Source organism: Klebsiella sp. HMSC16A12 (genome assembly GCF_001808265.1).
GTDB lineage: Bacteria > Pseudomonadota > Gammaproteobacteria > Enterobacterales > Enterobacteriaceae > Klebsiella > Klebsiella pneumoniae.
On sequence record NZ_KV792545.1, the window covers coordinates 74,812 to 96,880 of the forward strand.

General features: G+C 60.3%; 17 protein-coding genes and 2 pseudogenes. 6 read left to right on the top strand and 13 right to left on the bottom strand.

The window, feature by feature from the left end; all coding sequences use genetic code 11:
• Entirely contained in the window at window positions 1–2,034 is a 2,034-nt protein-coding gene (gene metG / locus HMPREF3140_RS05060; protein WP_002912753.1) for a methionine--tRNA ligase, read from the top strand.
• Between the two features lie 116 nt (window positions 2,035–2,150).
• Here the strand turns inward: metG and HMPREF3140_RS05065 are convergent, their stop codons facing one another.
• From HMPREF3140_RS05065 to HMPREF3140_RS05075, 3 genes are read right to left on the bottom strand one after another with little or no spacing between them, the layout of a single operon-like run.
• A complete protein-coding gene (locus tag HMPREF3140_RS05065; protein ID WP_002912756.1) occupies window positions 2,151–2,621 on the bottom strand; it encodes a YehS family protein in 471 nt (156 codons plus the stop codon).
• Between the two features lie 47 nt (window positions 2,622–2,668).
• A complete protein-coding gene (gene btsR, locus HMPREF3140_RS05070) occupies window positions 2,669–3,388 on the bottom strand; it encodes a two-component system response regulator BtsR (RefSeq protein ID WP_002912758.1) in 720 nt (239 codons plus the stop codon).
• Window positions 3,382–5,070, bottom strand: a complete 1,689-nt coding sequence (locus tag HMPREF3140_RS05075; protein WP_002912760.1) for a sensor histidine kinase — start codon at window positions 5,068–5,070, stop codon at window positions 3,382–3,384. Before HMPREF3140_RS05075 ends, btsR begins: the two co-directional genes overlap by 7 nt.
• Before the next feature lie 229 nt (window positions 5,071–5,299).
• On the opposite strand from HMPREF3140_RS05075, the gene HMPREF3140_RS05080 reads away from it, so the two are divergent.
• Window positions 5,300–5,413 carry a protein YohO gene (locus HMPREF3140_RS05080; RefSeq protein ID WP_002912762.1) on the top strand — a complete coding sequence of 38 codons (114 nt, stop codon included), beginning with the start codon at window positions 5,300–5,302 and terminating at the stop codon, window positions 5,411–5,413.
• On the opposite strand, the gene HMPREF3140_RS05085 is transcribed toward HMPREF3140_RS05080, so the two are convergent.
• From HMPREF3140_RS05085 to bglX, 5 genes are all read right to left on the bottom strand, one after another.
• Window positions 5,388–6,125 carry an ABC transporter permease gene (locus tag HMPREF3140_RS05085; RefSeq protein WP_004151128.1) on the bottom strand — a complete coding sequence of 246 codons (738 nt, stop codon included), beginning with the start codon at window positions 6,123–6,125 and terminating at the stop codon, window positions 5,388–5,390. The genes HMPREF3140_RS05080 and HMPREF3140_RS05085 overlap by 26 nt on opposite strands.
• On the bottom strand, window positions 6,109–7,056 hold the full coding sequence (locus tag HMPREF3140_RS05090; RefSeq protein ID WP_004149083.1) for an ABC transporter ATP-binding protein: 948 nt from the start codon (window positions 7,054–7,056) through the stop codon (window positions 6,109–6,111). Before HMPREF3140_RS05090 ends, HMPREF3140_RS05085 begins: the two co-directional genes overlap by 17 nt.
• Window positions 7,049–8,206: an ABC transporter permease gene (locus HMPREF3140_RS05095; RefSeq protein ID WP_032411960.1), complete on the bottom strand. Its 1,158-nt coding sequence runs from the start codon at window positions 8,204–8,206 to the stop codon at window positions 7,049–7,051. Before HMPREF3140_RS05095 ends, HMPREF3140_RS05090 begins: the two co-directional genes overlap by 8 nt.
• 7 nt (window positions 8,207–8,213) lie before the next feature.
• Window positions 8,214–9,131, bottom strand: coding sequence for a glycine betaine ABC transporter substrate-binding protein OsmF (locus HMPREF3140_RS05100; protein ID WP_032411962.1), 918 nt, complete (start codon window positions 9,129–9,131; stop codon window positions 8,214–8,216).
• A gap of 136 nt (window positions 9,132–9,267) precedes the next feature.
• Entirely contained in the window at window positions 9,268–11,565 is a 2,298-nt protein-coding gene (gene bglX / locus HMPREF3140_RS05105) for a beta-glucosidase BglX (protein WP_004175093.1), read from the bottom strand.
• Between the two features lie 194 nt (window positions 11,566–11,759).
• Between bglX and dld the strand changes: the two genes are divergently transcribed.
• Window positions 11,760–13,505: a D-lactate dehydrogenase gene (dld, locus tag HMPREF3140_RS05110; RefSeq protein ID WP_002912827.1), complete on the top strand. Its 1,746-nt coding sequence runs from the start codon at window positions 11,760–11,762 to the stop codon at window positions 13,503–13,505.
• 85 nt (window positions 13,506–13,590) lie between these two features.
• Entirely contained in the window at window positions 13,591–14,145 is a 555-nt protein-coding gene (locus HMPREF3140_RS05115) for a GNAT family N-acetyltransferase (protein ID WP_002912829.1), read from the top strand.
• Window positions 14,146–14,486: 341 nt separating this feature from the next.
• On the opposite strand, the gene pbpG is transcribed toward HMPREF3140_RS05115, so the two are convergent.
• Window positions 14,487–15,437 carry a D-alanyl-D-alanine endopeptidase gene (pbpG, locus tag HMPREF3140_RS05120; RefSeq protein WP_004180615.1) on the bottom strand — a complete coding sequence of 317 codons (951 nt, stop codon included), beginning with the start codon at window positions 15,435–15,437 and terminating at the stop codon, window positions 14,487–14,489.
• A 188-nt stretch (window positions 15,438–15,625) separates the two neighbouring features.
• Window positions 15,626–16,213 (bottom strand): Yip1 family protein, encoded by a 588-nt coding sequence (locus tag HMPREF3140_RS05125; RefSeq protein WP_002912831.1) that lies wholly within the window; start codon window positions 16,211–16,213, stop codon window positions 15,626–15,628.
• Between the two features lie 154 nt (window positions 16,214–16,367).
• Between HMPREF3140_RS05125 and HMPREF3140_RS05130 the strand changes: the two genes are divergently transcribed.
• Window positions 16,368–16,937: a DedA family protein gene (locus tag HMPREF3140_RS05130; RefSeq protein WP_002912833.1), complete on the top strand. Its 570-nt coding sequence runs from the start codon at window positions 16,368–16,370 to the stop codon at window positions 16,935–16,937.
• 33 nt (window positions 16,938–16,970) lie between these two features.
• Here HMPREF3140_RS05130 and mdtQ read toward each other — a convergent pair whose 3' ends face one another.
• Window positions 16,971–18,410, bottom strand: coding sequence for a multidrug resistance outer membrane protein MdtQ (gene mdtQ, locus HMPREF3140_RS05135; protein WP_032411966.1), 1,440 nt, complete (start codon window positions 18,408–18,410; stop codon window positions 16,971–16,973).
• Between the two features lie 172 nt (window positions 18,411–18,582).
• Between mdtQ and HMPREF3140_RS29210 the strand changes: the two are divergent.
• Window positions 18,583–18,684: pseudogene (locus HMPREF3140_RS29210) on the top strand (SAM-dependent methyltransferase); the annotation flags it as partial.
• Here HMPREF3140_RS29210 and HMPREF3140_RS05145 read toward each other — a convergent pair.
• Window positions 18,681–20,075 carry a glycoside hydrolase family 1 protein gene (locus HMPREF3140_RS05145; protein ID WP_019725436.1) on the bottom strand — a complete coding sequence of 465 codons (1,395 nt, stop codon included), beginning with the start codon at window positions 20,073–20,075 and terminating at the stop codon, window positions 18,681–18,683. The pseudogene HMPREF3140_RS29210 and the gene HMPREF3140_RS05145 overlap by 4 nt on opposite strands.
• 15 nt (window positions 20,076–20,090) lie before the next feature.
• Window positions 20,091–22,065: pseudogene (gene bglF, locus HMPREF3140_RS05150) on the bottom strand (PTS beta-glucoside transporter subunit IIABC).
• Window positions 22,066–22,069 lie beyond the last annotated feature (4 nt).

The window sequence follows — 22,069 nt, forward strand, 5'->3', positions numbered from 1 at the left end:
ATGACTCAAGTCGCGAAGAAAATTCTGGTAACGTGCGCCCTGCCGTACGCCAACGGCTCCATCCACCTCGGCCACATGCTGGAGCACATCCAGGCTGATGTCTGGGTCCGTTACCAGCGAATGCGCGGCCACGAGGTCAACTTCATCTGCGCCGACGACGCCCATGGCACGCCGATTATGCTCAAAGCGCAGCAGCTCGGTATCACTCCGGAGCAGATGATTGGCGAAATGAGTCAGGAGCATCAGACCGATTTCGCCGGCTTCGACATCAGCTATGATAACTATCACTCGACGCACAGCGACGAGAACCGCGAGCTGTCGGAGCTTATCTACACCCGCCTGAAAGAGAACGGTTTTATTAAAAACCGCACCATCTCTCAGCTCTACGATCCGGAAAAAGGCATGTTCCTGCCGGACCGTTTTGTGAAAGGCACCTGTCCGAAGTGCAAATCTCCGGACCAGTATGGCGATAACTGCGAAGTGTGCGGCGCGACCTACAGCCCCACCGAACTTATCGACCCGAAATCGGTGGTTTCCGGCGCCACGCCGGTGATGCGTGACTCCGAGCACTTTTTCTTCGACCTGCCGTCGTTCAGCGAAATGCTGCAGGCGTGGACCCGCAGCGGCGCCCTGCAGGAGCAGGTCGCGAACAAGATGCAGGAGTGGTTCGAATCCGGCCTGCAGCAGTGGGACATCTCCCGCGATGCGCCGTACTTCGGCTTCGAAATTCCCAACGCGCCGGGCAAATATTTCTACGTCTGGCTGGACGCGCCGATCGGCTACATGGGCTCCTTCAAGAACCTGTGCGACAAGCGCGGCGACACCACCAGCTTCGACGAATACTGGAAGAAAGATTCCACGGCCGAGCTGTATCACTTTATCGGCAAGGACATTGTCTACTTCCACAGCCTGTTCTGGCCGGCGATGCTGGAAGGCAGCAACTTCCGTAAGCCGACTAATCTGTTCGTGCACGGCTACGTGACGGTCAACGGCGCCAAGATGTCCAAGTCGCGCGGCACCTTTATCAAGGCCAGCACCTGGTTAAATCATTTCGATGCCGACAGCCTGCGCTACTACTACACCGCCAAGCTCTCTTCACGCATCGATGACATCGACCTGAACCTGGAAGATTTCGTGCAGCGCGTGAACGCCGACATCGTCAACAAGGTGGTTAACCTCGCCTCGCGCAACGCCGGCTTTATCAGCAAGCGTTTCGACGGCGTGCTGGCCGCGGAGCTGGCCGACCCGGCGCTGTACAAAACCTTCACCGACGCTGCGGAAAGCATCGGCGAAGCATGGGACAGCCGCGAGTTCGGTAAGGCCATCCGCGAAATCATGGCCCTCGCCGACGTGGCTAACCGCTACGTCGACGAGCAGGCGCCGTGGGTGGTGGCGAAACAGGAAGGCCGCGACGCCGACCTGCAGGCCATCTGCACCATGGGCCTGAATATGTTCCGCGTGCTGATGACCTGGCTGAAGCCGGTCCTGCCGCAGCTGGCCGCGCGTGCGGAAGCGTTCCTCAACAGCGAACTGAGCTGGGACGCCATTCAGCAGCCGCTGCTGGCGCATAAGGTCAATCCGTTCAAGGCGCTGTACAACCGTATCGAGATGAAGCAGGTGGAAGCCCTGGTAGAAGCCTCTAAAGAAGAGGTGAAAGCCACCGCGGCGCCGGTCACCGGTCCGCTGGCGGACGATCCGATTCAGGAGACCATCACCTTTGACGATTTCGCCAAAGTCGATCTGCGCGTGGCGCTGATTGAAAACGCGGAATTCGTCGAGGGCTCCGACAAGCTACTGCGCCTGACGCTGGATCTCGGCGGCGAAAAACGTAACGTCTTCTCCGGCATCCGCTCCGCCTATCCGGATCCGCAGCCGCTGATTGGTCGCCTGACGGTGATGGTCGCCAACCTGGCGCCGCGCAAAATGCGCTTCGGCATCTCCGAGGGCATGGTGATGGCCGCCGGCCCTGGCGGGAAGGATATCTTCCTGTTAAGCCCTGACGACGGCGCCAAGCCGGGTCAGCAGGTGAAATAACAAAAAAGCCGGAGAGTATCTCCGGCTTTTTTTTGCCCGGCGGCGCTATGCTAGCACGCGCCCGGGGGGTCAGTCGTTGTAGGCCGGGTCAGGCGAAGCCGCCACCCGGCAAAAAATCATGCCTTCGGGTTATGCACCCGCTGGGTCAGTCCGCGCAGGAAATTGCGCAGAAACTGGTCGCCGCACTCGCGGTAGTTTTTGTGGTCAGGCGAGCGCATCATGGCGGTGATCTCCGGCACCGACACCCGGTATTTCTGCTCGCTCATAATCGCCTGGATATCGTCCGTTTTCAGCGAGAAGGCGATCCGCAGCTTTTTCAGCACCGTGTTGTTATTCACCCGACGCTCCAGCGCCAGCTCCGGGGCCGAATCATCTTTGCCGCGCTTGTCATAGATAAGGCCGTTAAGGAAACCCGACAGGATAATGTCCGGGCAGCGAACAAAGCCCTCTTCATCCTCTTTCGTCGTCCAGGTGTCGAAGCTGGCGGCGGTGGATTCCATAGCGGAGAGCGCGAGAATGCGCACCATATCGTTATTATTGACTTTCAGGGTGTAGCGCAGGCTACGAAGAATATCATTACTGAGCATGAGGGCCTTTTACTGTCGATGATGCAATGGGGCGCAGTGTACCAGCTTTACAGGCCAATCGCCTCTTTCAGGCTTTTTAAATAGCGCCGGCTCACCGGCACCGTTTGCCCGGCGCGCATCAGCAGCTCCGCCTGGCCATTCTCCTCCAGGCGAATCTCCTTCAGGTGCGCCATATTCACCAGGTACTGGCGATGGCAGCGCAGCAACGGCGTGCGGCTCTCAAGGGTGCGCAGGGTCAGTTCGGTAAAGCCCTCTTTTCCCTCGCGGTCGGTCACGTAGATGCCGCTCATCCGGCTGCTGACGAAGGCCACATCCTCCATCTGCAGCAGCCAGATACGACTGTGGCCGGTACAGGGAATGTATTTCAGCGTCTGCTGAGCATCATCCAGCAGCGACACATCCTGCAGATTACGCTCCTGGCGCAGGCGGGCGAGGGTTTTCTCCAGCCGGGCAGCTTCAATCGGCTTCAGCAGATAGTCAAAGGCATGCTCCTCAAAGGCTTTCACCGCGTATTCATCAAAGGCGGTGAGAAACACGATATAGGGGCGGTGCTCCGGGTCGAGCATCCCGACCATCTCCAGACCGCTGATGCGCGGCATCTGGATGTCGAGAAACAGCACGTCGGGACGCAGCTTATGCACCGCGCCAATGGCCTCCACCGCGTTGCCGCACTCGCCGACGATCTCGATATCGCGCTGTGTCTCCAGCAAAATGCGCAGGTTTTCCCGCGCCAGCGGCTCATCATCGATGATCAATACTCTCAGCATGCATTCTCCTCCAGGGGCAGACGTAGGGTGACTCGGGTAAAGCGCTCCGGCTCGCAGGTGACGCTGATGCCGCAGTCGGCGCCAAAACGCGCCCGCAGCCGCCTGTCCACCAGATTCATCCCCAGCCCGCTGGCCTGGGGGTTGGCCCGGTACAGCCCGGCGTTATCTTCGATATCCAGCTGCAGCCAGCGATCGTCCTGGCTGGCGCGGATGGTAATTTCGCCGACGCCAAGATGTTGCGATGTACCATGCTTAATGGCGTTCTCCACGATCGGCTGCAGGGTAAAGGCCGGCAGCTGGTGATGCGCCAGCCCTTCCGGCACCGCCATCTGGATCTGCAGGTTAGCCTGAAAGCGAGCCTTCTCAATCTGCAGATAGGCGTTAACATGCTCGATCTCATCGGCAAGAGTGACAATTTCCGTCGGCCGTTTCAGGTTCTTGCGAAAGAAGGTCGATAGATACTGCACCAGCTGGCCGGCCTGATCGCTGTCGCGGCGGATCACCGCCTTCAGCGTGTTAAGCGCGTTAAACAGGAAGTGCGGGTTGACCTGGGCGTGCAGGAGCTTGATTTCGGATTGCGTCAGCAGCGCCTTCTGCCGCTCGTACTGTCCGGCGAGGATCTGCGCCGACAGCAGCTGGGCAATCCCCTCCCCGAGGGTGCGGTTGATCGAACTGAACAGGCGATTTTTCGCCTCATACAGTTTAATGGTGCCTATCACCCGTTGGTTCTCGCCGCGCAGGGGGATCACCAGCGTCGACCCCAGCTTACAGTGCGGATGAATCGAGCAGCGGTAAGGCACCTCGTTGCCGTCGGCGTAGACCACCTCCCCGGTCTCAATCGCCCGTTGCGTATACGAGGAGGAAATAGGCTTGCCCGGCAGATGGTGGTCGTCGCCGATGCCGGTAAACGCCAGCAGCTTGTCGCGATCGGTGATCGCCACCGCGCCGATGTCCAGCTCCTGGATCAGCACCTGGGCCACCTTCATGCTATTCTCTTCGTTGAATCCCTGACGCAGGATCCCCTCGGTGGACGCCGCCACCTTCAGCGCCGTGGCGGAAAAGGCGGAGGTGTACTTCTCAAACATCGCCCGTTTATCCAGCAGAATGCGCATAAACAGCGCCGCTCCGACGGTATTGGTGACCATCATCGGCGCGGCAATGCTCTGCACCAGATGCAGGGCGTCCTGGAACGGGCGGGCAATCAGCAGAATGATCATCATCTGCACCAGCTCGGCCACGAAGGTGATCGCCCCGGCGGTCAGCGGGCTAAAGACTTTGTCCGGCCGGCCGCGTTTGACCAGCACGCTGTGCACCAGACCGCCCAGCAGCCCCTCAACGATGGTGGAAACCATGCAGCTTAAGGCGGTCATTCCCCCCAGCGAGTAGCGGTGCAGGCCGCCGGTGAGCCCTACCAGCCCGCCGACCACCGGCCCGCCGAGCAGGCCGCCCATCACGGCGCCGATGGCGCGGGTGTTGGCGATGGAGTCTTCGATATGCAGACCGAAATAGGTCCCCATAATGCAGAAAATGGAGAAGGTGACGTAGCACAGCAGCTTGTGCGGCAGGCGAACGGTGACTTGCATCAGGGGGATAAACAGTCGGGTTTTGCTCATCAACCACGCGATGACCAAAAATACGCACATCTGCTGAAGCAGCAGCAACACCAGATCAAACTCGTACATACCCGCAAACCACACATGCCTGAAAGCGCGTACCATACCCTGCCTGGCGAAAACTTTCTTTGAAGCCCTGCATAAAAATGAAAAACGACGGCCAGGATCACACTTTTTTGCGGCGCGTTGCGCAGCAAACGCGGCAAAAAGCCCGGCGCGGCGCGCTAAACCGCAATTAATGTTTCATTAACACCTGCGCTTCACCGTATAATCCCCCTGTTAACATCAGGAGCCTATTATGAAGCCAGCGAAAATCGCGGTCGTCACTCTCTTCTTACTTATGGCCATCGGCGGGATCAGCGGCGTAATGCTGGCCGGCTATTCCTTTATTGTGCGTGGCGGTGTCGGCTGATCCAGCGAGTCAGACGCTCAAACGCGCGGTCGACGATAATCGCCGCCAGGGCCACCAGCAGCGCCCCCTGAACAATATACGCGGTATTAAAGCCGCTCAGGCCGATGATGATCGGCGTCCCGAGCGTACTGGCCCCCACCGTCGAGGCAATGGTCGCGGTACCAATATTGACGATGACCGAGGTGCGGATCCCCGCCAGGATCACCGGGGCCGCCAGCGGAAGCTCCACCTTATACAGACGCTGCCAGCCGGTCATTCCCATCCCTTCAGCCACACCTGACACCCCAGGCGGTATCGAACCCAGCCCGGCCAGCGTCCCCTGCAGCACCGGCAGTATGCCATACAGCGCGAGGGCGATGAGCGCGGGCAGCCAGCCAAAGCCCAGCACCGGCACCGCCATCGCCAGCACCGCCACCGGCGGAAAGGTCTGCCCGATAGCGGCGATGGTCTCCACCAGCGGACGAAACGCGCTGCCGGCGGGCCGGGTGACCGCCACCCCAGCCCCCAGCCCGATTGCCGTTGCCGCGAGGCTGGACGCCACCACCAGCCAGCCGTGATCGAGAGTGAGCGCCCAGAAGCTCTCCTGCTGGTAGACCGGCCGCGGCAGCTCCGGGAACAGCCGACTGAACAGCGGCGCGCTGTAGGGCAGCCCTGCCAGCAGGCCGATAAACAGCGCGATAAGCCACCACAGCGGCTCACGAAGCGCCTTCATGGCTCATCTCCTGACGCAGCAGATCGGCAAAATGCAGCGTACCGCAGGGCCTGCCTTCGGCATCGACCACCGGCAGCGTCTCGCAGCGCCGGGCGACAAACTGCGACAGCGCTTCCCGCAGGGTCATGGTGACGGTCAGCCCCTCGCCCGCCAGCCGTTCGTCGGGACGCAAATAGTCCCCTACCTCGCGCAGCGACAGCAGGCGCACGCCCAGCTCGCTGCGGCCAAAAAAGGTCTGTACAAAGCTATTTTTCGGTCGCAGGAGCATCTCCAGCGGCGCCCCCTGCTGGACCACCTCGCCCCCGTCCATCAGCACCAGGTGGTCCGCCAGACGCAGCGCTTCGTCAATATCATGGGTCACCAGCACAATCGTCCGTCCCAGCAGACGGTGGATGCGCAGCATCTCCTGCTGCAGCGCCTCGCGGGTCACCGGGTCGAGGGCGCCGAAGGGCTCATCCATCAACAGCACCTCCGGATCTGCCGCCAGCGCCCGCGCCACCCCCACCCGCTGCTGCTGGCCGCCGGAGAGCTGATGCGGGTAACGGTCGCGCAGCGTCGCCTCCAGCCCCAGCAGCGCCATCAGCTCGTCGATCCGGTCGGCGATCCTTGCCCGCGGCCATCTTTGCAACTGCGGCACGGTGGCGATATTCTGCGCCACCGTCCAGTGGGGAAACAGGCCGATGGACTGGATGGCATAGCCCATCCGCCGCCGCAGGGTCAGGACCGGCTGCTGGCGAATGTCCTCGCCGGCAAAGCGAATGGTGCCCCGGTCCGGCTCCAGCAGACGGTTGATCATCTTCAGCGTCGTCGACTTGCCCGAGCCGGAAGTCCCCACCAGCACCGAGAAAGCGCCTTCGCGCAGCTCCAGGGTCAGGTCCTTCACCGCCGGGTGGCCGGCAAACACTTTGCTGACCCCTTGAAATTCAATCATTGGCCTCTCCTTTTAGCCAGGCGCCCCACAGGGCGAACAGGGCATCCAGCACCACCGCCAGGGCAATGGTCGGCACCACGCCCAGCAGCACCAGATCCAGCGCACTGCTCAGCAGCCCCTGAAAAACCAGCGCGCCAAAGCCGCCGGCGCCGATCAGCGCGGCCACTACCGCCATGCCGACGGTTTGCACGCTGACCACCCGCAGGCTGCGCAGCAGTACCGGCATCGCCAGCGGAAGCTGCACCTGACGAAAGCGCTGCCCGGCGCTCATGCCCATTGCCGTCGCGCTTTCCAGGGCATCCTGCGGCACCTGCTGCAGGCCGGTCACCACCCCGCGCACCAGCGGCAGCAGCGCATAGAGAGTGAGAGCGATCAGGGCTGGCGCCACGCCGGTCCCGGAGACGCCCAGCTCGCCCAGCGTCGGGAAATAACGCGCCAGACCGGCAAGCGGCGCAATCAGCAGGCCAAAAAGCGCTACCGACGGAATAGTCTGGATCACATTGAGCGCGGTGAAAGCCGGCGCCTGCCAGCGCGGACGCCGCCACAGCCATACCCCCAGCGGCAGGCCAATCAGCAGGCCCGGCAGAAGGGTGCCGAACAGCAGAAGCAGATGCTGGCGCAGGGCGTCATCAAATACCTCCTGACGGTTGGCATACTCCTTCAGCAAGGAGAGCTGATCGAGCGCCCCGATAGCGAGCAGGATGATCGGCAACAGCCAGACTTGCGCATTGAGCAGCCAGCGCCAGAGCGGCCGGACGGTAAGATGACGGATGGCCTCGCTGGCCAGCAGCAGACAAAGCGCCAGCGACAGCCACAGGCCGCTGCCGGGCGAGGTGCGCGCCAGCGGCGAGCCGTGGCGGGAGAGCTCAAGCGCCGCCTGGCCGCTGCCCCAGATAAGCAGCGGGAAGAGCAGTTCGGCCAGCAGCAGGTGAAGAAGCGGCGCGGCCCTGCCTGGCAGCCAGCAAAGCAGCATCCCGGCAAGGGCCGCCGCCAGCTGAACGCCGGCGAGCCAGGGCATTACCTGCCACAGCCCGCGCCCTTCGCCGGAGAGTAAGCGATTCGGCGCGTAAGTAATAAACGGCAGCGCCAGCGTAACCAGCAGCAGACCTGTCAGCAGCAGGCCGACGCGATGAGTACAGCGAATGGTCACCGGTGGCTTACTTCAGCAGGCCTTTCTGCTGCAGATAATCTGCCGCCACGCGCTTCGCATCCTGGCCCTCCACCGCAATGCGGGCGTTCAGCTGCTGCAGCGTTTTTTCATCGAGGCTGGCGAAGACCGGCTGCAGCCAGTCGGCGATCTGCGGGTAGGCCTTGAGCACCGCCTCGCGCACCACCGGCGTCGGGGCATATATCGGCTGCACGCCCTGCGGGTCGCTCAGCGTCTGTAACCCCAGGGCCGCCACCGGGCCATCGGTGCCGTAGGCCATCGCCGCGTTAACGCCGGAGGTCTGTTGCGCCGCCGCTTTGATGGTCACCGCCGTATCGCCCCCGGCCAGCGACAGCAGCTGGTTCTGGTTGAGGTTGAAGCCATACGCTTTTTCAAACGCCGGCAGCGCGTCCGGGCGCTCAATAAATTCCGCCGAAGCCGCCAGCTTAAATTCGCCGCCCTGCTTCAGGTAGCGACTGAGGTCGGCCAGCGAGGTCAGCTTATTTTTCTCCGCCAGCTCCTGGCGCACGGCGATAGTCCAGGTGTTGTTGGCCGGCGCCGGGGTGAGCCATACCAGCTGATGTTTCTCCTGATCGAGGCGCTTCACCTTCTCATAGCCCTGTTGGGCATTCTTCCACGCCGGGTCGTTTTCATCTTTGAAGAAGAAGGCGCCATTGCCGGTATATTCCGGGTAGATATCCAGCTCGCCGGCGACAATCGCCCCGCGCACCACCGGCGTGGTGCCGAGCTGGATTTTATTAATCGTTTTTACGCCGTGGCTTTCCAGCACCTGCTGGATCATATTGCCCAGCAGCGCGCCTTCGGTATCAATTTTCGAGCCGACCTTCACCGGCTCCGCCGCCTGCAGCGGTAAACTTATCAGGGCGGCCAGCGCCAGCGCGCCGGACCATGTCGTTGCCATCTTCATCCCGCATCCCTCAGTTCTTTTGCGCTTCGCTTACAGAAGCTTAAGAGAAAAGCGTAGCCCATTTGCCAGCGATGCGAAAAAGAAAAGGCCGATTAATCGGCCTTTAAAGCGTGACGTTGGGCTTAAGAGCGATACCTTACAGCAGCTCAAACTCGCTCTGCTTCACGCGGGCGGAGTCCACGCCGATAAAGACATTGAATTTGCCCGGCTCAGCAACGTATTTCATTTGCTGATTCCAGAACTTCAGCGCGTCGACGTCGATTGGGAAGCTAACGGTTTGCGTTTCGCCCGGTTTGAGGGTGACCTTTTTAAAGCCGCGCAGCATTTTCACCGGCCGGCTCATGGAGGCGGTGACGTCCTGCAGGTAGAGCTGGATCACCGTCGCCCCTTCGCGATTGCCGGTGTTGGTCACCTGCACGCTGGCGGTCACGCTGCCATCGCGCGGCATGGTGGCCGACGACATGTTGACATCGGAGACGCTAAAGGTGGTGTAGCTCAGGCCGTAACCAAACGGATACAGCGGGCCATTGGCTTCATCGAAGTAACGCGAGGTGTACTTGTTCGGCTTCTCCGGATTATACGGCCGGCCGGTATTCAGGTGGCTGTAGTAGGTTGGGATCTGCCCCACCGAGCGCGGGAAAGACATCGGCAGCTTGCCCGACGGGTTGTAGTCGCCAAACAGCACGTCGGCGATGGCGTGGCCGCCTTCGGTGCCGGCAAACCAGGTCTCCAGCAGCGCATCGGCTTGCTGATCCTCTTTCACCAGCGCCAGCGGACGCCCGTTCATCAGCACCAGCACCAGCGGTTTGCCGGTGGCTTTAAGAGCGGCAATCAGATTGCGCTGGCTCTGCGGCAGGGTGATATCGGTCCGGCTGGAGGCCTCATGCGCCATGCCCTGCGCCTCGCCCACCACGGCGACCACCACATCGGATTGCTTCGCCGCCGCGACCGCTTCGTCGATCATTTCCTGCGGCGAGCGTGGGTCAACCTGCACCGCGTTCTCATACAAATTGAGGAAATCGACAATGCCTTTGTCATCGGTAACGTTCGCCCCTTTGGCGTAAATCACTTTGCCGTTATCGCCCAGCGCTTCTTTGATGCCGGTCAGGACGGTCACCGACTGGTCGGCCACCCCGGCCGCGGACCAGCTGCCCATCATGTCGCGCTTGCTGTCCGCCAGCGCGCCCACCACCGCGATAGTGCCGGATTTTTTCAGCGGCAGCGTATCAAGACGGTTCTTCAGCAGCACCAGGCTCTCGCGAGCCACTTCGCGCGCCTCTTTACGATGCAGACGACTTTCCGCATTGGTGTCCTGCGGGTCAGAATCTTTCGGTCCCAGGTGGCTGTAGGGATCGTTGAACAGTCCCATATCATATTTGACGTTGAGCACGTGTCGGGTGGCATCATCCAGCTCGGCCATGGTCACCTTGCCGGACTTCACCAGCCCCGGCAGGTACTTGCTGTAATACTCGTCGCTCATGCTCATGTTGATGCCGGACTTCAGCGCTACGCGCACCGCGTCTTCCGGGTCGGAGGCCACGCCGTGCTTAATCAACTCTTTGATGGCGCCGTGGTCGGAAACGGTGATGCCTTTAAAGCCCCACTGGTCGCGCAGGACGTCTTTCAGCAGCCAGGAATCAGAGGTCGCCGGGGTGCCGTTCAGCGAGTTCAGGGCTACCATCACCGCGCCGCTGCCGGCATCAAGCCCGGCTTTATACGGCGGCATATAGTCGTTGAACAGGCGCTGCGGGCTCATGTCGACCGTATTGTACTCTTTCCCGCCCTCCACCGCGCCGTAGGCGGCGAAATGCTTGACGCTGGTCATCACCGAATAGCGGTCCGCCGGGCTCTTGCCCTGCATCGACTCCACCATCGCCTGGCCCATCATCGTGGTCAGATAGGTGTCTTCCCCGAACCCTTCGGAAGCGCGTCCCCAGCGCGGGTCGCGGGAGACGTCGACCATCGGCGCCCAGGTCATGTTCAAGCCGTCATCGGCGGCTTCATAAGCTGACACGCGGCCCACGGTCTTCACCGTATCAAGGTTAAACGACGAGGCCAAGCCGAGGCTTATCGGAAACACGGTGCGCTGACCGTGCAGCACATCGTAGGCAAAGAACAGCGGGATCTTCAGGCGGCTAAGCTGCATCACCTGATCCTGCATTACACGGATATCCGGGCGGGTAACGGTGTTAAAAATCGCCCCCACCTGACCGTTCTTGATCATTTCACGGATCGCCTCTTTCGGGTTATCCGGGCCAACGCTTATCAGACGCAGCTGGCCGATTTTCTCGTCCACCGTCATTTTTTTCAGCAGGTCGGTGACAAAGGCATCCCGCGCCTGCGGGGTCAGGGGGTGGTTACCAAACAGTTCATCCGCCAGCGCGGGTTGCAGCGCCAGACTCACGGCGACGCCTACAGTGCAGAGCCATTTCATTGTTATCTCGCTTTATCTCAGACGGGGACTCGGTAAAACATAATAAAAACCGCAGTTTGCCATATATATAAACAACGCGCCCGCAGAATGCTAAGGTTCTTCTCTGATTTTTGCGAAACATTCATGCATCAAATTGTCATACAAAGCGCTATGCTTATCCTCGATATTTCGCGCACCACCACAAGGAGTGGAACATGTCATCTGCACCCACTGACACCCATAAAACGTTTCTGGCTGACCTGGCGCGCCTGGTTGGCCCTTCGCATCTGCTGACCGACCCGGCAAAAACCCAGCGCTACCGCAAAGGCTTCCGCTCCGGTCAGGGCGAGGCCCTGGCGGTTGTCTTTCCCGGCACCCTGCTGGAACTCTGGCGCGTGCTCAACGCCTGCGTAGACGCCGATAAAATTATTCTGATGCAGGCGGCCAACACCGGCCTGACCGAAGGTTCGACCCCCAACGGCAATGATTACGATCGCGAGATCGTGATTATCAGCACCCTGCGCCTGGACAAACTGCATCTGCTGGACAAAGGCGAGCAGGTGCTGGCCTGGCCCGGCACCACCCTCTATTCGCTGGAAAAAGCGCTCAAACCGCTGGGACGCGAACCGCACTCGGTGATCGGTTCGTCATGCATCGGCGCGTCGGTCATCGGCGGGATCTGCAACAACTCCGGCGGCTCGCTGGTGCAGCGCGGGCCGGCCTACACTGAGATGTCGCTGTTCGCGCAGATTGACGCCGACGGCAAGCTGAAGCTGGTCAATCATCTGGGCATCGATCTCGGCAGCACGCCGGAGCAGATCCTCAGCCGCCTCGATGACGAACGGATTAGCGATAGCGATGTCCTGCACGACGGCCGCCACGCCCACGATCACGACTATGTCACCCGCGTGCGCGATGTCGATGCCGACACCCCGGCGCGCTATAACGCCGACCCGGACCGCCTGTTCGAATCCTCCGGCTGCGCCGGCAAGCTAGCGGTTTTCGCCGTGCGTCTCGATACTTTCCCGGCGGAAAAGCGCCAGCAGGTGTTTTACATTGGCACCAACCAGCCACAGGTATTGACCGAGATCCGCCGTCATATCCTCGCTGAGTTCCAGCATCTGCCGGTGGCGGGGGAATATATGCACCGCGATATTTACGATATCGCCGAGAAGTATGGCAAAGACACCTTCCTGATGATCGACAAGCTCGGCACCGACAAAATGCCGTTCTTCTTCACCATGAAGGGGCGCACCGACGCGATGCTGGAGAAAGTCTCGCTGTTTAAGCCGCACTTTACCGACCGCTTTATGCAGAAGCTCGGCCACGTCTTCCCGGCGCATTTACCGGAGCGGATGAAAACCTGGCGCGATAAATATGAACATCATCTGCTGCTGAAGATGGCTGGCGACGGCATCGAAGAAGCGCAGCGTTGGTTGACAGAGTACTTCCAGCAGGCCGAGGGGGATTTCTTCGCCTGTACGCCGGAGGAAGGCAGCAAGGCGTTCCTCCATCGCTTTGCCGCCGCCGGCGCGGCGATCCGCTATCAGGCGGTGCATGCCGACGAAGTCGAAGATATTCTGGCGCTGGATATCGCCCTGCGCCGTAACGATACCGAGTGGTTCGAACATCTGCCGCCCGAAATCGACAGCCAGCTGGTGCATAAGCTCTACTATGGCCACTTTATGTGCCATGTGTTCCATCAGGATTACATCGTCAGGAAAGGGGTCGACGCCCACGCGCTGAAGGAAAAAATGCTGGAGTTACTGAAAGCGCGCGGCGCCCAGTACCCGGCGGAGCATAACGTGGGTCATCTGTATGAGGCCCCGGAGAGCCTGCAGCAGTTCTATCGCCAGAACGATCCGACCAACAGCATGAACCCGGGGATTGGTAAAACCAGCAAGCAGAAATACTGGGGTGAAGCGGCCCCGACGCCAGCCTCTCCGGCGGATCCGCAATAATCGACGGCAGGACTATTCAGCCTGGCGCTTCTGTATTACGCTGCACGCCGGAGAATGTTTCTCCGGCAGATTCAGGAGCGCCGCCATGCCCGCAGAGGCCCCGTTACTCGACAGTGATTTAGAAATTCGCGAAGCGCTGCCCGACGATGCGCACGCCATCGCCGCGCTGTATGTCTGGCACGTGCTTAATGGCCGCGCCTCCTTCGAAGAGATCCCCCCCACCGTTGACGAAATGCGTAAACGGATCCAGACCGTGCGCGACAACGGGCTGCCGTGGCTGGTAGCGCTGTGGCGCGGGGCTATCGTCGGCTACTGCTATGCCACCTTCTATCGCCCGCGTCCGGCCTATCGCTACACCCTCGAGGAATCGATATACGTGGAATCCGGAATGGGCGGACGCGGCATCGGCAGCGCGCTGCTGTCCAGGCTAATCGCTGAGTGCGAGAAAGGCCCGTGGCGGCAGATGCTGGCGATCATCGGCGATGGCCATAACAATGCCGGCTCGCTGGCGATCCATAAAAAGTTCGGCTTTACCGTGGCGGGTCAGCTGCGCAGCGTCGGCTACAAGATGGGCGACTGGCGGGATACGTTGATTATGCAGCGCGCGCTGGGTGACGGCGACTGGACGCTGCCGGAGTGATATCCGGCGCCAAATCCCCGGCTCGCGGCGTAAACGCCTTAGCCGGGCTACCGTTCAGCGCGGTTCCGTAGAGGCGTCAGCCGCCATCCTGCACAAACACCGGCACTCAGCCTGATTGCCCGGCGGCGCTGCGCTTGCCGGGCCTACGAAGGGGATGAACCCGCCGCCAAATCACGTAGGCCGGATAAGGCGCGAGCCGCCATCCGGCACATACGCGGCACGGTGTCGGGTATATTGTCCGGCGGCGCTGCGCTTGCCGGGCCTGCGAAGGGGGCAAACCCGGTGCCAAATCACGTAGCCCGGATAAGGCGCAATGCGCCGCCATCCGTGAGACATGCAGATTAATCGTTCTGCGCGGTCTGCGCGCCGCCTTTCAGCATCGCCTCCGCCATCTGCGCTTCGCGCTGCTTTTTATAGCTCAGCGCCGAGGCGGGTACCGGCATTACCTTCCCGGTTTCAATCCAGGTCCGCAAGCGGCTGGCGTCAGCGAAGTGGGTATATTTGCCGAAGGCATCCATCACCACCAGCGCCACCGGACGTTGGTTAATCACCGTGCGCATAATCAGGCAGTGGCCGGCAGCGTTGGTGAAGCCGGTTTTGGTCAGCTGAATGTTCCAGTTATCGCGATACACCAGATGGTTGGTGTTGCGGAACGGCAGGCTGTAGGCCGGATGGGCGAAGGTGGCGGTCTCTTCTTTGGTGGTGCTCAGCTGGCCGATCAGCGGATACTGCTCGCTGGCGATCAGCAGTTTGGTCAGATCGCGGGCGGTGGAGACGTTATGCACCGACAGGCCGGTGGGCTCCACGTAGCGGGTATGGGTCATGCCCAGCGCCTGGGCTTTGGCGTTCATCGCGCGAATAAAAGCGTCGTAGCCGCCCGGATAGTGATGCGCCAGGCTGGCGGCCGCGCGGTTCTCGGAAGACATCAGCGCCAGCAGCAGCATATCGCGGCGACTAATCTGGCTGTTGAGGCGCACGCGGGAGTAGATCCCCTTCATTTCCGGCGTATGGCTGATATCCACCGTCAGCATCTCATCCAGCGGCAGATGGGCATCGAGCACCACCATGGCGGTCATCACTTTGGTGATCGACGCCATCGGGCGCACCAGATCAGGCTGGCTGGCATAAATGATTTTTTTCGTGGCCAGATCGACGATCATGGCGCTGCCGGAGGCAATTTCCGGCTGCGAGGCGGTCACCGCCGTCGGGGTTTTTGCTAACGCCTGGGGCGCAAAAGGCACAGCCAGCAGCAAGGTCAGGCTGAGCAAAGAGACTCGAAATTTCGGCATCATGGGCATTCTGAAAAGTATTTTTGCACGTTATGGAACGTACGCCGCGAGGTTAAGTGGGCAACTTCGCTGGCAAACGCCATCATACCGCGCCGTAAGGCCCTGTGCCTAATAAGAATCGTGAAGAAATGCTGCATTGCCGACATAAAATACATATTTGCCGGCAATGCATATTTACCCGTGCCGCCCGATCAGAAGAGTCGGTAGCCATACCCCCAGAGCACCACGGTGATGGCCAGCAGCACTTCCAGCACCAGTACCCCAATAGCTAGCGTCGAGCTGGCAAAGCTTAACCCCTCTTCCCGATTAATGCTCAGGAAGGTCGGAATGCCGAGATACAGCAGATACCCGGTATAGAACAGCGCAATAGTACCGACCAGCGCGCACAGCCAGACCAGCGGATAGAGCGCCACAATCCCGCTCAGAAACAGCGGGGTGGCGACGTAGCCGGCAAACACCATGCAGCGTTTCAGGGAAGGCTGCTGCGGATACTGCCTCGCCATCCACCAGATGACCCGCCCCATGATCGCCACCCCGGCGAGCATCACGGCGTAAAACAGCACCGCCAGCGCCAGTCCGGTCAGCATCGACAGTTTAATCACGGTGCCATCGCCGAAGTTCCAGCCCAGCTGCGTGGTGCCGATAAAGGCGCAGATTACCGGAACCGCCGCCATCAGCAGCACATGATGCGTATAGTGATGAGAAATGGTTTCATTCTCGCTCTTAATCACGCTCATTTCCCGGTTGGGATGAGCGAAGAGCCCCCAGACATGGTTCATAGCGTCCCCCTTGTCACGGCTTCGTACTGCACTGATCCAAGTATAATTCACCCTGTAGATTATTTTATGTACAGCACAGAAAATTCTGCGTCGCCGCGTTTTGGTCAGCAGGGTGTATGATTAAGAGGTGATGAGGTAAGGAGAAAAGCTTTTTATGGATATCAATCACCTGATTTCCCAGTATGGCTACGCGGCGCTGATCGTCGGCAGCATGGCGGAAGGTGAGACCATTACCCTGCTGGGCGGCGTCGCGGCGCATCAGGGGCTACTGAAATTTCCCCTGGTGGTGATCGCCGTCGCCCTCGGCGGGATGATTGGCGATCAGCTGCTCTATCTGGTCGGTCGCCGCTTCGGGGGACGCATCCTGCGCCGTTTCGCCAGTCAGAAAGCGCGGATCCGTAAAGCGCAGCGTATGATCCAGCACCGGCCGTGGCTGTTTGTCATCGGCACCCGCTTTATGTATGGCTTCCGGGTAATCGGCCCCCTGCTGATCGGCGCCAGCCGCCTGCCGCCGCGCATTTTCCTGCCGCTGAATATTGTCGGAGCGCTGGTGTGGGCCCTGCTGTTTACCACCATTGGCTATCTCGGCGGCGAGGTGGTTGGCCCGTGGCTGCATCATCTGGACGCCCATCTGAAGCACTGGATCTGGCTGATCCTCGCGGTGGTGGTGGTGGTGGCCGCCCACTGGTGGCTCAGGCGGCGCGAGAGTAAGAAGAAAGACTAAGCGGCGCGCCCGCGGGCGCACCGTGGTTGGCGGTTACTTCACCGTCTGGTGGTAGCCGCCGCCGAGGGCCGAGGTCAGCTGAATGCTAGCGTCAATCCACTGGCCGTGCAGGCGCAATGCGGTGATCCGTTCCTGCAGCGCCGGGAGCTTCGCCATACTGACTCTGGAGCCAGGTAAGATCCCCGCCGCCATTCGGGCCTGCGCCAGATCTACTACCCGCTGAGCGTCTTTTTCAACCTGCTGCTGCTGCTGGCTTTTGGCCATTAATGTTTCGACCTGGCTGGCGGTTTTCGCCACCTGGTTAACGGCATCCACCACCGCTTTGTTGTACTGGGCGATCGACAGGCTATTCTGCGCGCTGGCGATATCCAGGTTGGCGTTAAGGCGGCCGCTGTCAAAGATCGGCAGCGTCAACCCGGCAGTAACGCCCATCTGCTGCGCCGAATGGCGGAAAAGATCGCTTAAGTGCAGGGCATCCTGCTGCAGGAACGCCATCAGATTGATGTCCGGATAAAATGCCGCTTTCGCCGCGTCCACTTCGCTCAGGGACGCCTCAATATACCAGTGGGCGACCTGCAGATCCGGGCGGCGCGCCAGCAGCTCATAGCCGAGGGTATCTGGCAGCTGCGCGCTGACCGTTGGCAGGCTGGCGGGTTTGAGGTTTAGCGACTGGCTCTGGCTGTTGGTCAGGGCCATCAGCCGCGCTTCAATCTCTTTCATCGTGCCCGTCACGTCCGCCAGCTGCTGGTCGGTTTTGCTGACGTTAATATCGTTCTCCGCCCCTTCGGCGGAGTTAGTGATCCCGCGCTGATACAGGGCCTTGTCGACCGTCACGATATTATTTTGCTCGTTTTTCACCTGCTGCAGCACCGCTTTGATCGCCGCTTCCGTCTGCCACTGCCAGTACAGACGCGCCACGCTGCCGGAGAGCAGCTCACGGGTCTGGGCCTGTTCAGCAACCTGGGCTTTCAGCTCGCCGATACGCGCTTTCACCAGCGCACGGTTTTTTCCCCACAGATCGAGATCCCAACCGGCGGTCAGGCCAAAGGTACCGTTGGTGTACCACGGGCCGGTATTGCCGTCGGTGTCGGTAGCAAACGGTCCCATCAGGCCTTCGGCCGACATGCGCTGGCGTTCAATATCGGCGGAGAAATCCATCTCCGGGCCAAGATTCGCCTGCGACATTCGCGCCTGCGCTTCGGCAAGCCTGATGCGCTGTTCGGCAATCTGCATATCCGGCGCGTTGGCCAACGCTCGCTGAATCAGATTATTAAGCTGTGGGTCATGGTAATCTTTCCACCAGTCAGTCTGCGGCCAGCAATTTTTCACGGCGGCAGGGAGATCCATGGAAACATGGGAGGCCGGAATTTGCTGCTGCGGCGGATTAGCAACCTCATGAGATGGCGCGCAGCCAGCCAGCGCGATGGCCAGGGGCAATGCCGCCAGCACGCTTTTATTTAATATCAATTTCATTGGACAGGTCAGATAACTTAATCAGGTTGGTTATCATAAGTTAATTGAATTAAACGCGTTTAGTAAAGCGTGTGACTAAATTATTAGTTTGCTAAAAATAAACAACCTTATCAATTCAAGGGGTGAATATGAGCAGGCATCTTTTAACGAGCCGCACCTCTTTACCACCCTGCCCGCTCTGGATGAAGAGAAAGAACGTCCGATGATCTTTTTACTGCGCGCGCGTAAACCGGCTAATCTCCCGCCCGGCGATGGCCGGGCGGGCATTCTTTAGGCTTTCAGGCTGGCGCCGCGGCTGGCAATCACCTCTTTATACCAGCCAAAGCTCTTCTTCTTACTGCGCGCCAGGGTGCCGGTACCGTCATCATGGCGGTCGACATAGATAAAGCCGTAGCGCTTCGACAGCTCCGCCTTTGAGGCGCTCACCAGGTCAATCGGTCCCCAGCTGGTAAAGCCCATCAGCTCAACGCCATCGTCAATGGCTTCCCGCGCCTGCACCAGGTGGTCGTTCAGGTAACTGATGCGGTAGTCATCGTTAATGCTGCCGTCGGCTTCCACCTTATCTTTGGCGCCCAGACCGTTTTCCACGATAAACAGCGGCTTCTGGTAGCGATCCCACAGCACGTTCAGCAGTGTGCGCAGGCCCAGCGGATCTATCTGCCAGCCCCACTCCGAGCTCGCCAGGTGCGGGTTCGGCACCATGCTGAGAATATTGCCGCGCGCCTGCTGGTTCAGCGCCTCGTCGGCGGTGACGCAGCCGGTCATGTAGTAGCTGAAGGAGATAAAGTCGACGGTGGTTTTTAGCGCTTCACGATCGGCGTCGGTGATGGTGAGCGTGATGCCGTTGTCACGGAAATAGCGCTGCATATAGCCCGGGTACGCGCCGCGCGCCTGTACGTCGCCGAAGAACTGCCAGCTGCGGTTCTCCTGCAGCGTCTCGAACACATCCTCCGGTTTGCAGCTCAGGGGATACATCAGCCCGCCGAGCAGCATATTGCCGATTTTGCCCTCAGGCACCAGCTCATGACAGGCTTTGACCGCCAGCGCGCTGGCCACCAGCTGGTGGTGAATCGCCTGATACACCTCGCCTTTGCTGCTGCCGGCCGGCAGGCCGACCCCGGTCATCGGGGCATGTAGCGACATATTGATTTCGTTAAAGGTCAGCCACAGTTTGACCTTATTTTTATAGCGGCTGAACACCGTCCGGGCGTAGCGCTCAAAGAAGCCAATCACCTCCCGGCTGCCCCAGCCGCCGTAGTTTTTTACCAGCGCCCATGGCATTTCATAATGCGACAGCGTCACCAGCGGGGTGATGTTGTGCTTCGCCATCTCGTCGAACAGCTTGTCGTAGAACGCGAGGCCGGCTTCGTTCGGCTCGGCGTCGTCGCCGTTGGGGTAGATGCGGGTCCAGGCGATGGAGACTCGCAGGCAGTTAAAACCCATCTCGGCAAACAGGGCGATATCTTCCGGATAGCGATGGTAAAAATCGATCGCCACATCTTTTATGCCGCTGTCGCCGGGTACGCGCTCGACCACTTCGCCGAACACGCCATGCGGCTGCACATCGGAGGTGGATAAGCCTTTGCCATCTTCCAGATAAGCACCTTCCACCTGATTGGCCGCGGTCGCGCCGCCCCACAAAAAATCCGCCGGGAATGTTTTCATCTCTTTCTCCTGTGATTAATGGCTGACTGACAACAGCGGCTGACCGGCTTCGACGGCGCTGGACGCCACCGTGTCAATCTCCCGGTAGTCGTCGCTGTTGCTGATAATGATCGGGGTCGCCAGGTCGTAGCCGGCGTCCAGAATCGCCTGGCGATCAAACTCAATCAGCAGATCGCCGGCCTGTACCCTGTCGCCCTCTTTCACATGCGCGGTAAAGGGCACGCCGTCGAGTTTGACCGTGTCGATGCCGACGTGGATCAGCAGCTCAATGCCGCTGTCGCTTTGCAGGCCGATGGCGTGTTTAGTCTGAAACAGGGAGGCCACTTCGCCCGGGAACGGGGCAATCACTTGGCCCACCGCCGGGATAATGGCGACACCTTTACCCAGCAGGCCGCTGGCGAAGGTGCTGTCCGGCACCTGCTCGAGGGCGATAACGCTGCCGCTCATCGGCGCCAGAATATCGTTTGCCGAGGCCGGGGCTACCGTCACGGCGCCTGGTGCAGCGCTGGCGCGCGGCAGGCCGGCGAAGAAGGTCAGCACGCAGGCGAGCACGAAAGCCACGCCGGTGCCGATAAGCCCGCCCCAGACGCTGGCGTCAATCCCGCCGGGCGGGATCATTTGCGCCGGGAAAAAGATGTTTGGCAGGCCAAACGAGTAGGCATAACTGTTGCTAAAGGCAGTGATCGCCCCGCCAATCGCTCCGGCGATACAGCCGAAGATAAACGGACGGCGCAGCGGCAGAGTCACGCCATAAATAGCCGGCTCGGTGATGCCGAACAGCCCGGCGGAGAAGGCGGAACCGGCCAGCACCCGCTGACGCGCATCGCGGGTGGCGAGGAAAATCCCGAGCACGGCGCCCACCTGGGCAATCACCGCCGGGAGGATAATAGGCAGCATGGAGTCGTGACCAAGCACCGTCATGTTATTGATCATCAATGGCACCAGCCCCCAGTGCAGGCCGAAAATAACGCACACCTGCCACATGGCGCCCAGTACCGCGCCCGCCAGCCATGGCGCAAACGCATAAATGAACTGGTAGCCGTTGGCCAGCAGATGGCTCAGCCAGGTGGCGACCGGACCAATCACCAGGAAGGTAAGCGGGACCACCACCGCCAGGCAGATGGCCGGGCTGAAGAAGTTTTTCATCGATGACGGCAACAGCGCGTTGCTCTTGCGCTCCAGCCAGCAGCAGACCCATGAGGCGAGAATAATCGGGATCACTGACGAGCTGTAGTTGATAAAGGTCACCGGAATGCCGAGAAAGTGCTCCACCGCCGCGCCCGGCGCCTGGCTGGCCTCAAAGGCCTGAATCATCAGCGGGTGGGTTAACGCCCCGCCAATCACCATCGAGATAAACGGGTTGCCGCCAAACTTCTTCCCGGCGGTATAGCCAAGAAACAGCGGGAAGAAAAAGAACAGCGCGTCGCTGGCAGCAAACCAGATTTTATAAGTCCCCTGCTCCGGCGTAAGCCAGCCGCAGGTCACCGCCAGCGCCAGCAGGCCTTTCAGCAGACCGGTTGCCGCCATCACGCCGATAAACGGTGTAAAAATGCCGGAGATGATGTCGATAAGCTGGCTTAACACCGATCCTTTGGCCGCTTTTTCCTCGGCAACCGGTTCGCTGTCATCGCTTAACCCCGCCTCCTGGCGCACCGCCAGCCAGACGTCGTGAACGTGGTTGCCAATCACCACCTGAAACTGGCCGCCGCTCTCCACCACCATAATCACGCCCGGATTGGCCTTCAGCCCTTCGGCATCGGCTTTGCCGTTATCCTTCAGTTTAAAACGCAGACGTGTCGCACAGTGAACCAGACTCACAATGTTCTCTTTGCCGCCGACGCGGTTGAGAATATCCTGCGCGAGTGCTTTATATTCCATGCTCTTTTCCTTACTGCCGCTGCCCGCAGACAACCGGCGACTGAGTAGTAAAAAATAAAAAAACCTGAGAACCACGCCGGTGGGCGTCGCGCTCAGGTTTTGCCTGCATCATGCAG

Bases quoted from the DNA above. Each gene is read 5' to 3' on its own strand.
- metG (WP_002912753.1), top strand. From the start codon at position 1: ATGACTCAAGTCGCGAAGAAAATTCTGGTAACGTGCGCCCTGCCGTAC.
- HMPREF3140_RS05065 (WP_002912756.1), bottom strand. From the start codon at position 2,621: ATGCTCAGTAATGATATTCTTCGTAGCCTGCGCTACACCCTGAAAGTC.
- btsR (WP_002912758.1), bottom strand. From the start codon at position 3,388: ATGCTGAGAGTATTGATCATCGATGATGAGCCGCTGGCGCGGGAAAAC.
- HMPREF3140_RS05075 (WP_002912760.1), bottom strand. From the start codon at position 5,070: ATGTACGAGTTTGATCTGGTGTTGCTGCTGCTTCAGCAGATGTGCGTA.
- HMPREF3140_RS05080 (WP_002912762.1), top strand. From the start codon at position 5,300: ATGAAGCCAGCGAAAATCGCGGTCGTCACTCTCTTCTTACTTATGGCC.
- HMPREF3140_RS05085 (WP_004151128.1), bottom strand. From the start codon at position 6,125: ATGAAGGCGCTTCGTGAGCCGCTGTGGTGGCTTATCGCGCTGTTTATC.
- HMPREF3140_RS05090 (WP_004149083.1), bottom strand. From the start codon at position 7,056: ATGATTGAATTTCAAGGGGTCAGCAAAGTGTTTGCCGGCCACCCGGCG.
- HMPREF3140_RS05100 (WP_032411962.1), bottom strand. From the start codon at position 9,131: ATGAAGATGGCAACGACATGGTCCGGCGCGCTGGCGCTGGCCGCCCTG.
- bglX (WP_004175093.1), bottom strand. From the start codon at position 11,565: ATGAAATGGCTCTGCACTGTAGGCGTCGCCGTGAGTCTGGCGCTGCAA.
- dld (WP_002912827.1), top strand. From the start codon at position 11,760: ATGTCATCTGCACCCACTGACACCCATAAAACGTTTCTGGCTGACCTG.
- HMPREF3140_RS05115 (WP_002912829.1), top strand. From the start codon at position 13,591: ATGCCCGCAGAGGCCCCGTTACTCGACAGTGATTTAGAAATTCGCGAA.
- pbpG (WP_004180615.1), bottom strand. From the start codon at position 15,437: ATGATGCCGAAATTTCGAGTCTCTTTGCTCAGCCTGACCTTGCTGCTG.
- HMPREF3140_RS05125 (WP_002912831.1), bottom strand. From the start codon at position 16,213: ATGAACCATGTCTGGGGGCTCTTCGCTCATCCCAACCGGGAAATGAGC.
- HMPREF3140_RS05130 (WP_002912833.1), top strand. From the start codon at position 16,368: ATGGATATCAATCACCTGATTTCCCAGTATGGCTACGCGGCGCTGATC.
- mdtQ (WP_032411966.1), bottom strand. From the start codon at position 18,410: ATGAAATTGATATTAAATAAAAGCGTGCTGGCGGCATTGCCCCTGGCC.
- HMPREF3140_RS05145 (WP_019725436.1), bottom strand. From the start codon at position 20,075: ATGAAAACATTCCCGGCGGATTTTTTGTGGGGCGGCGCGACCGCGGCC.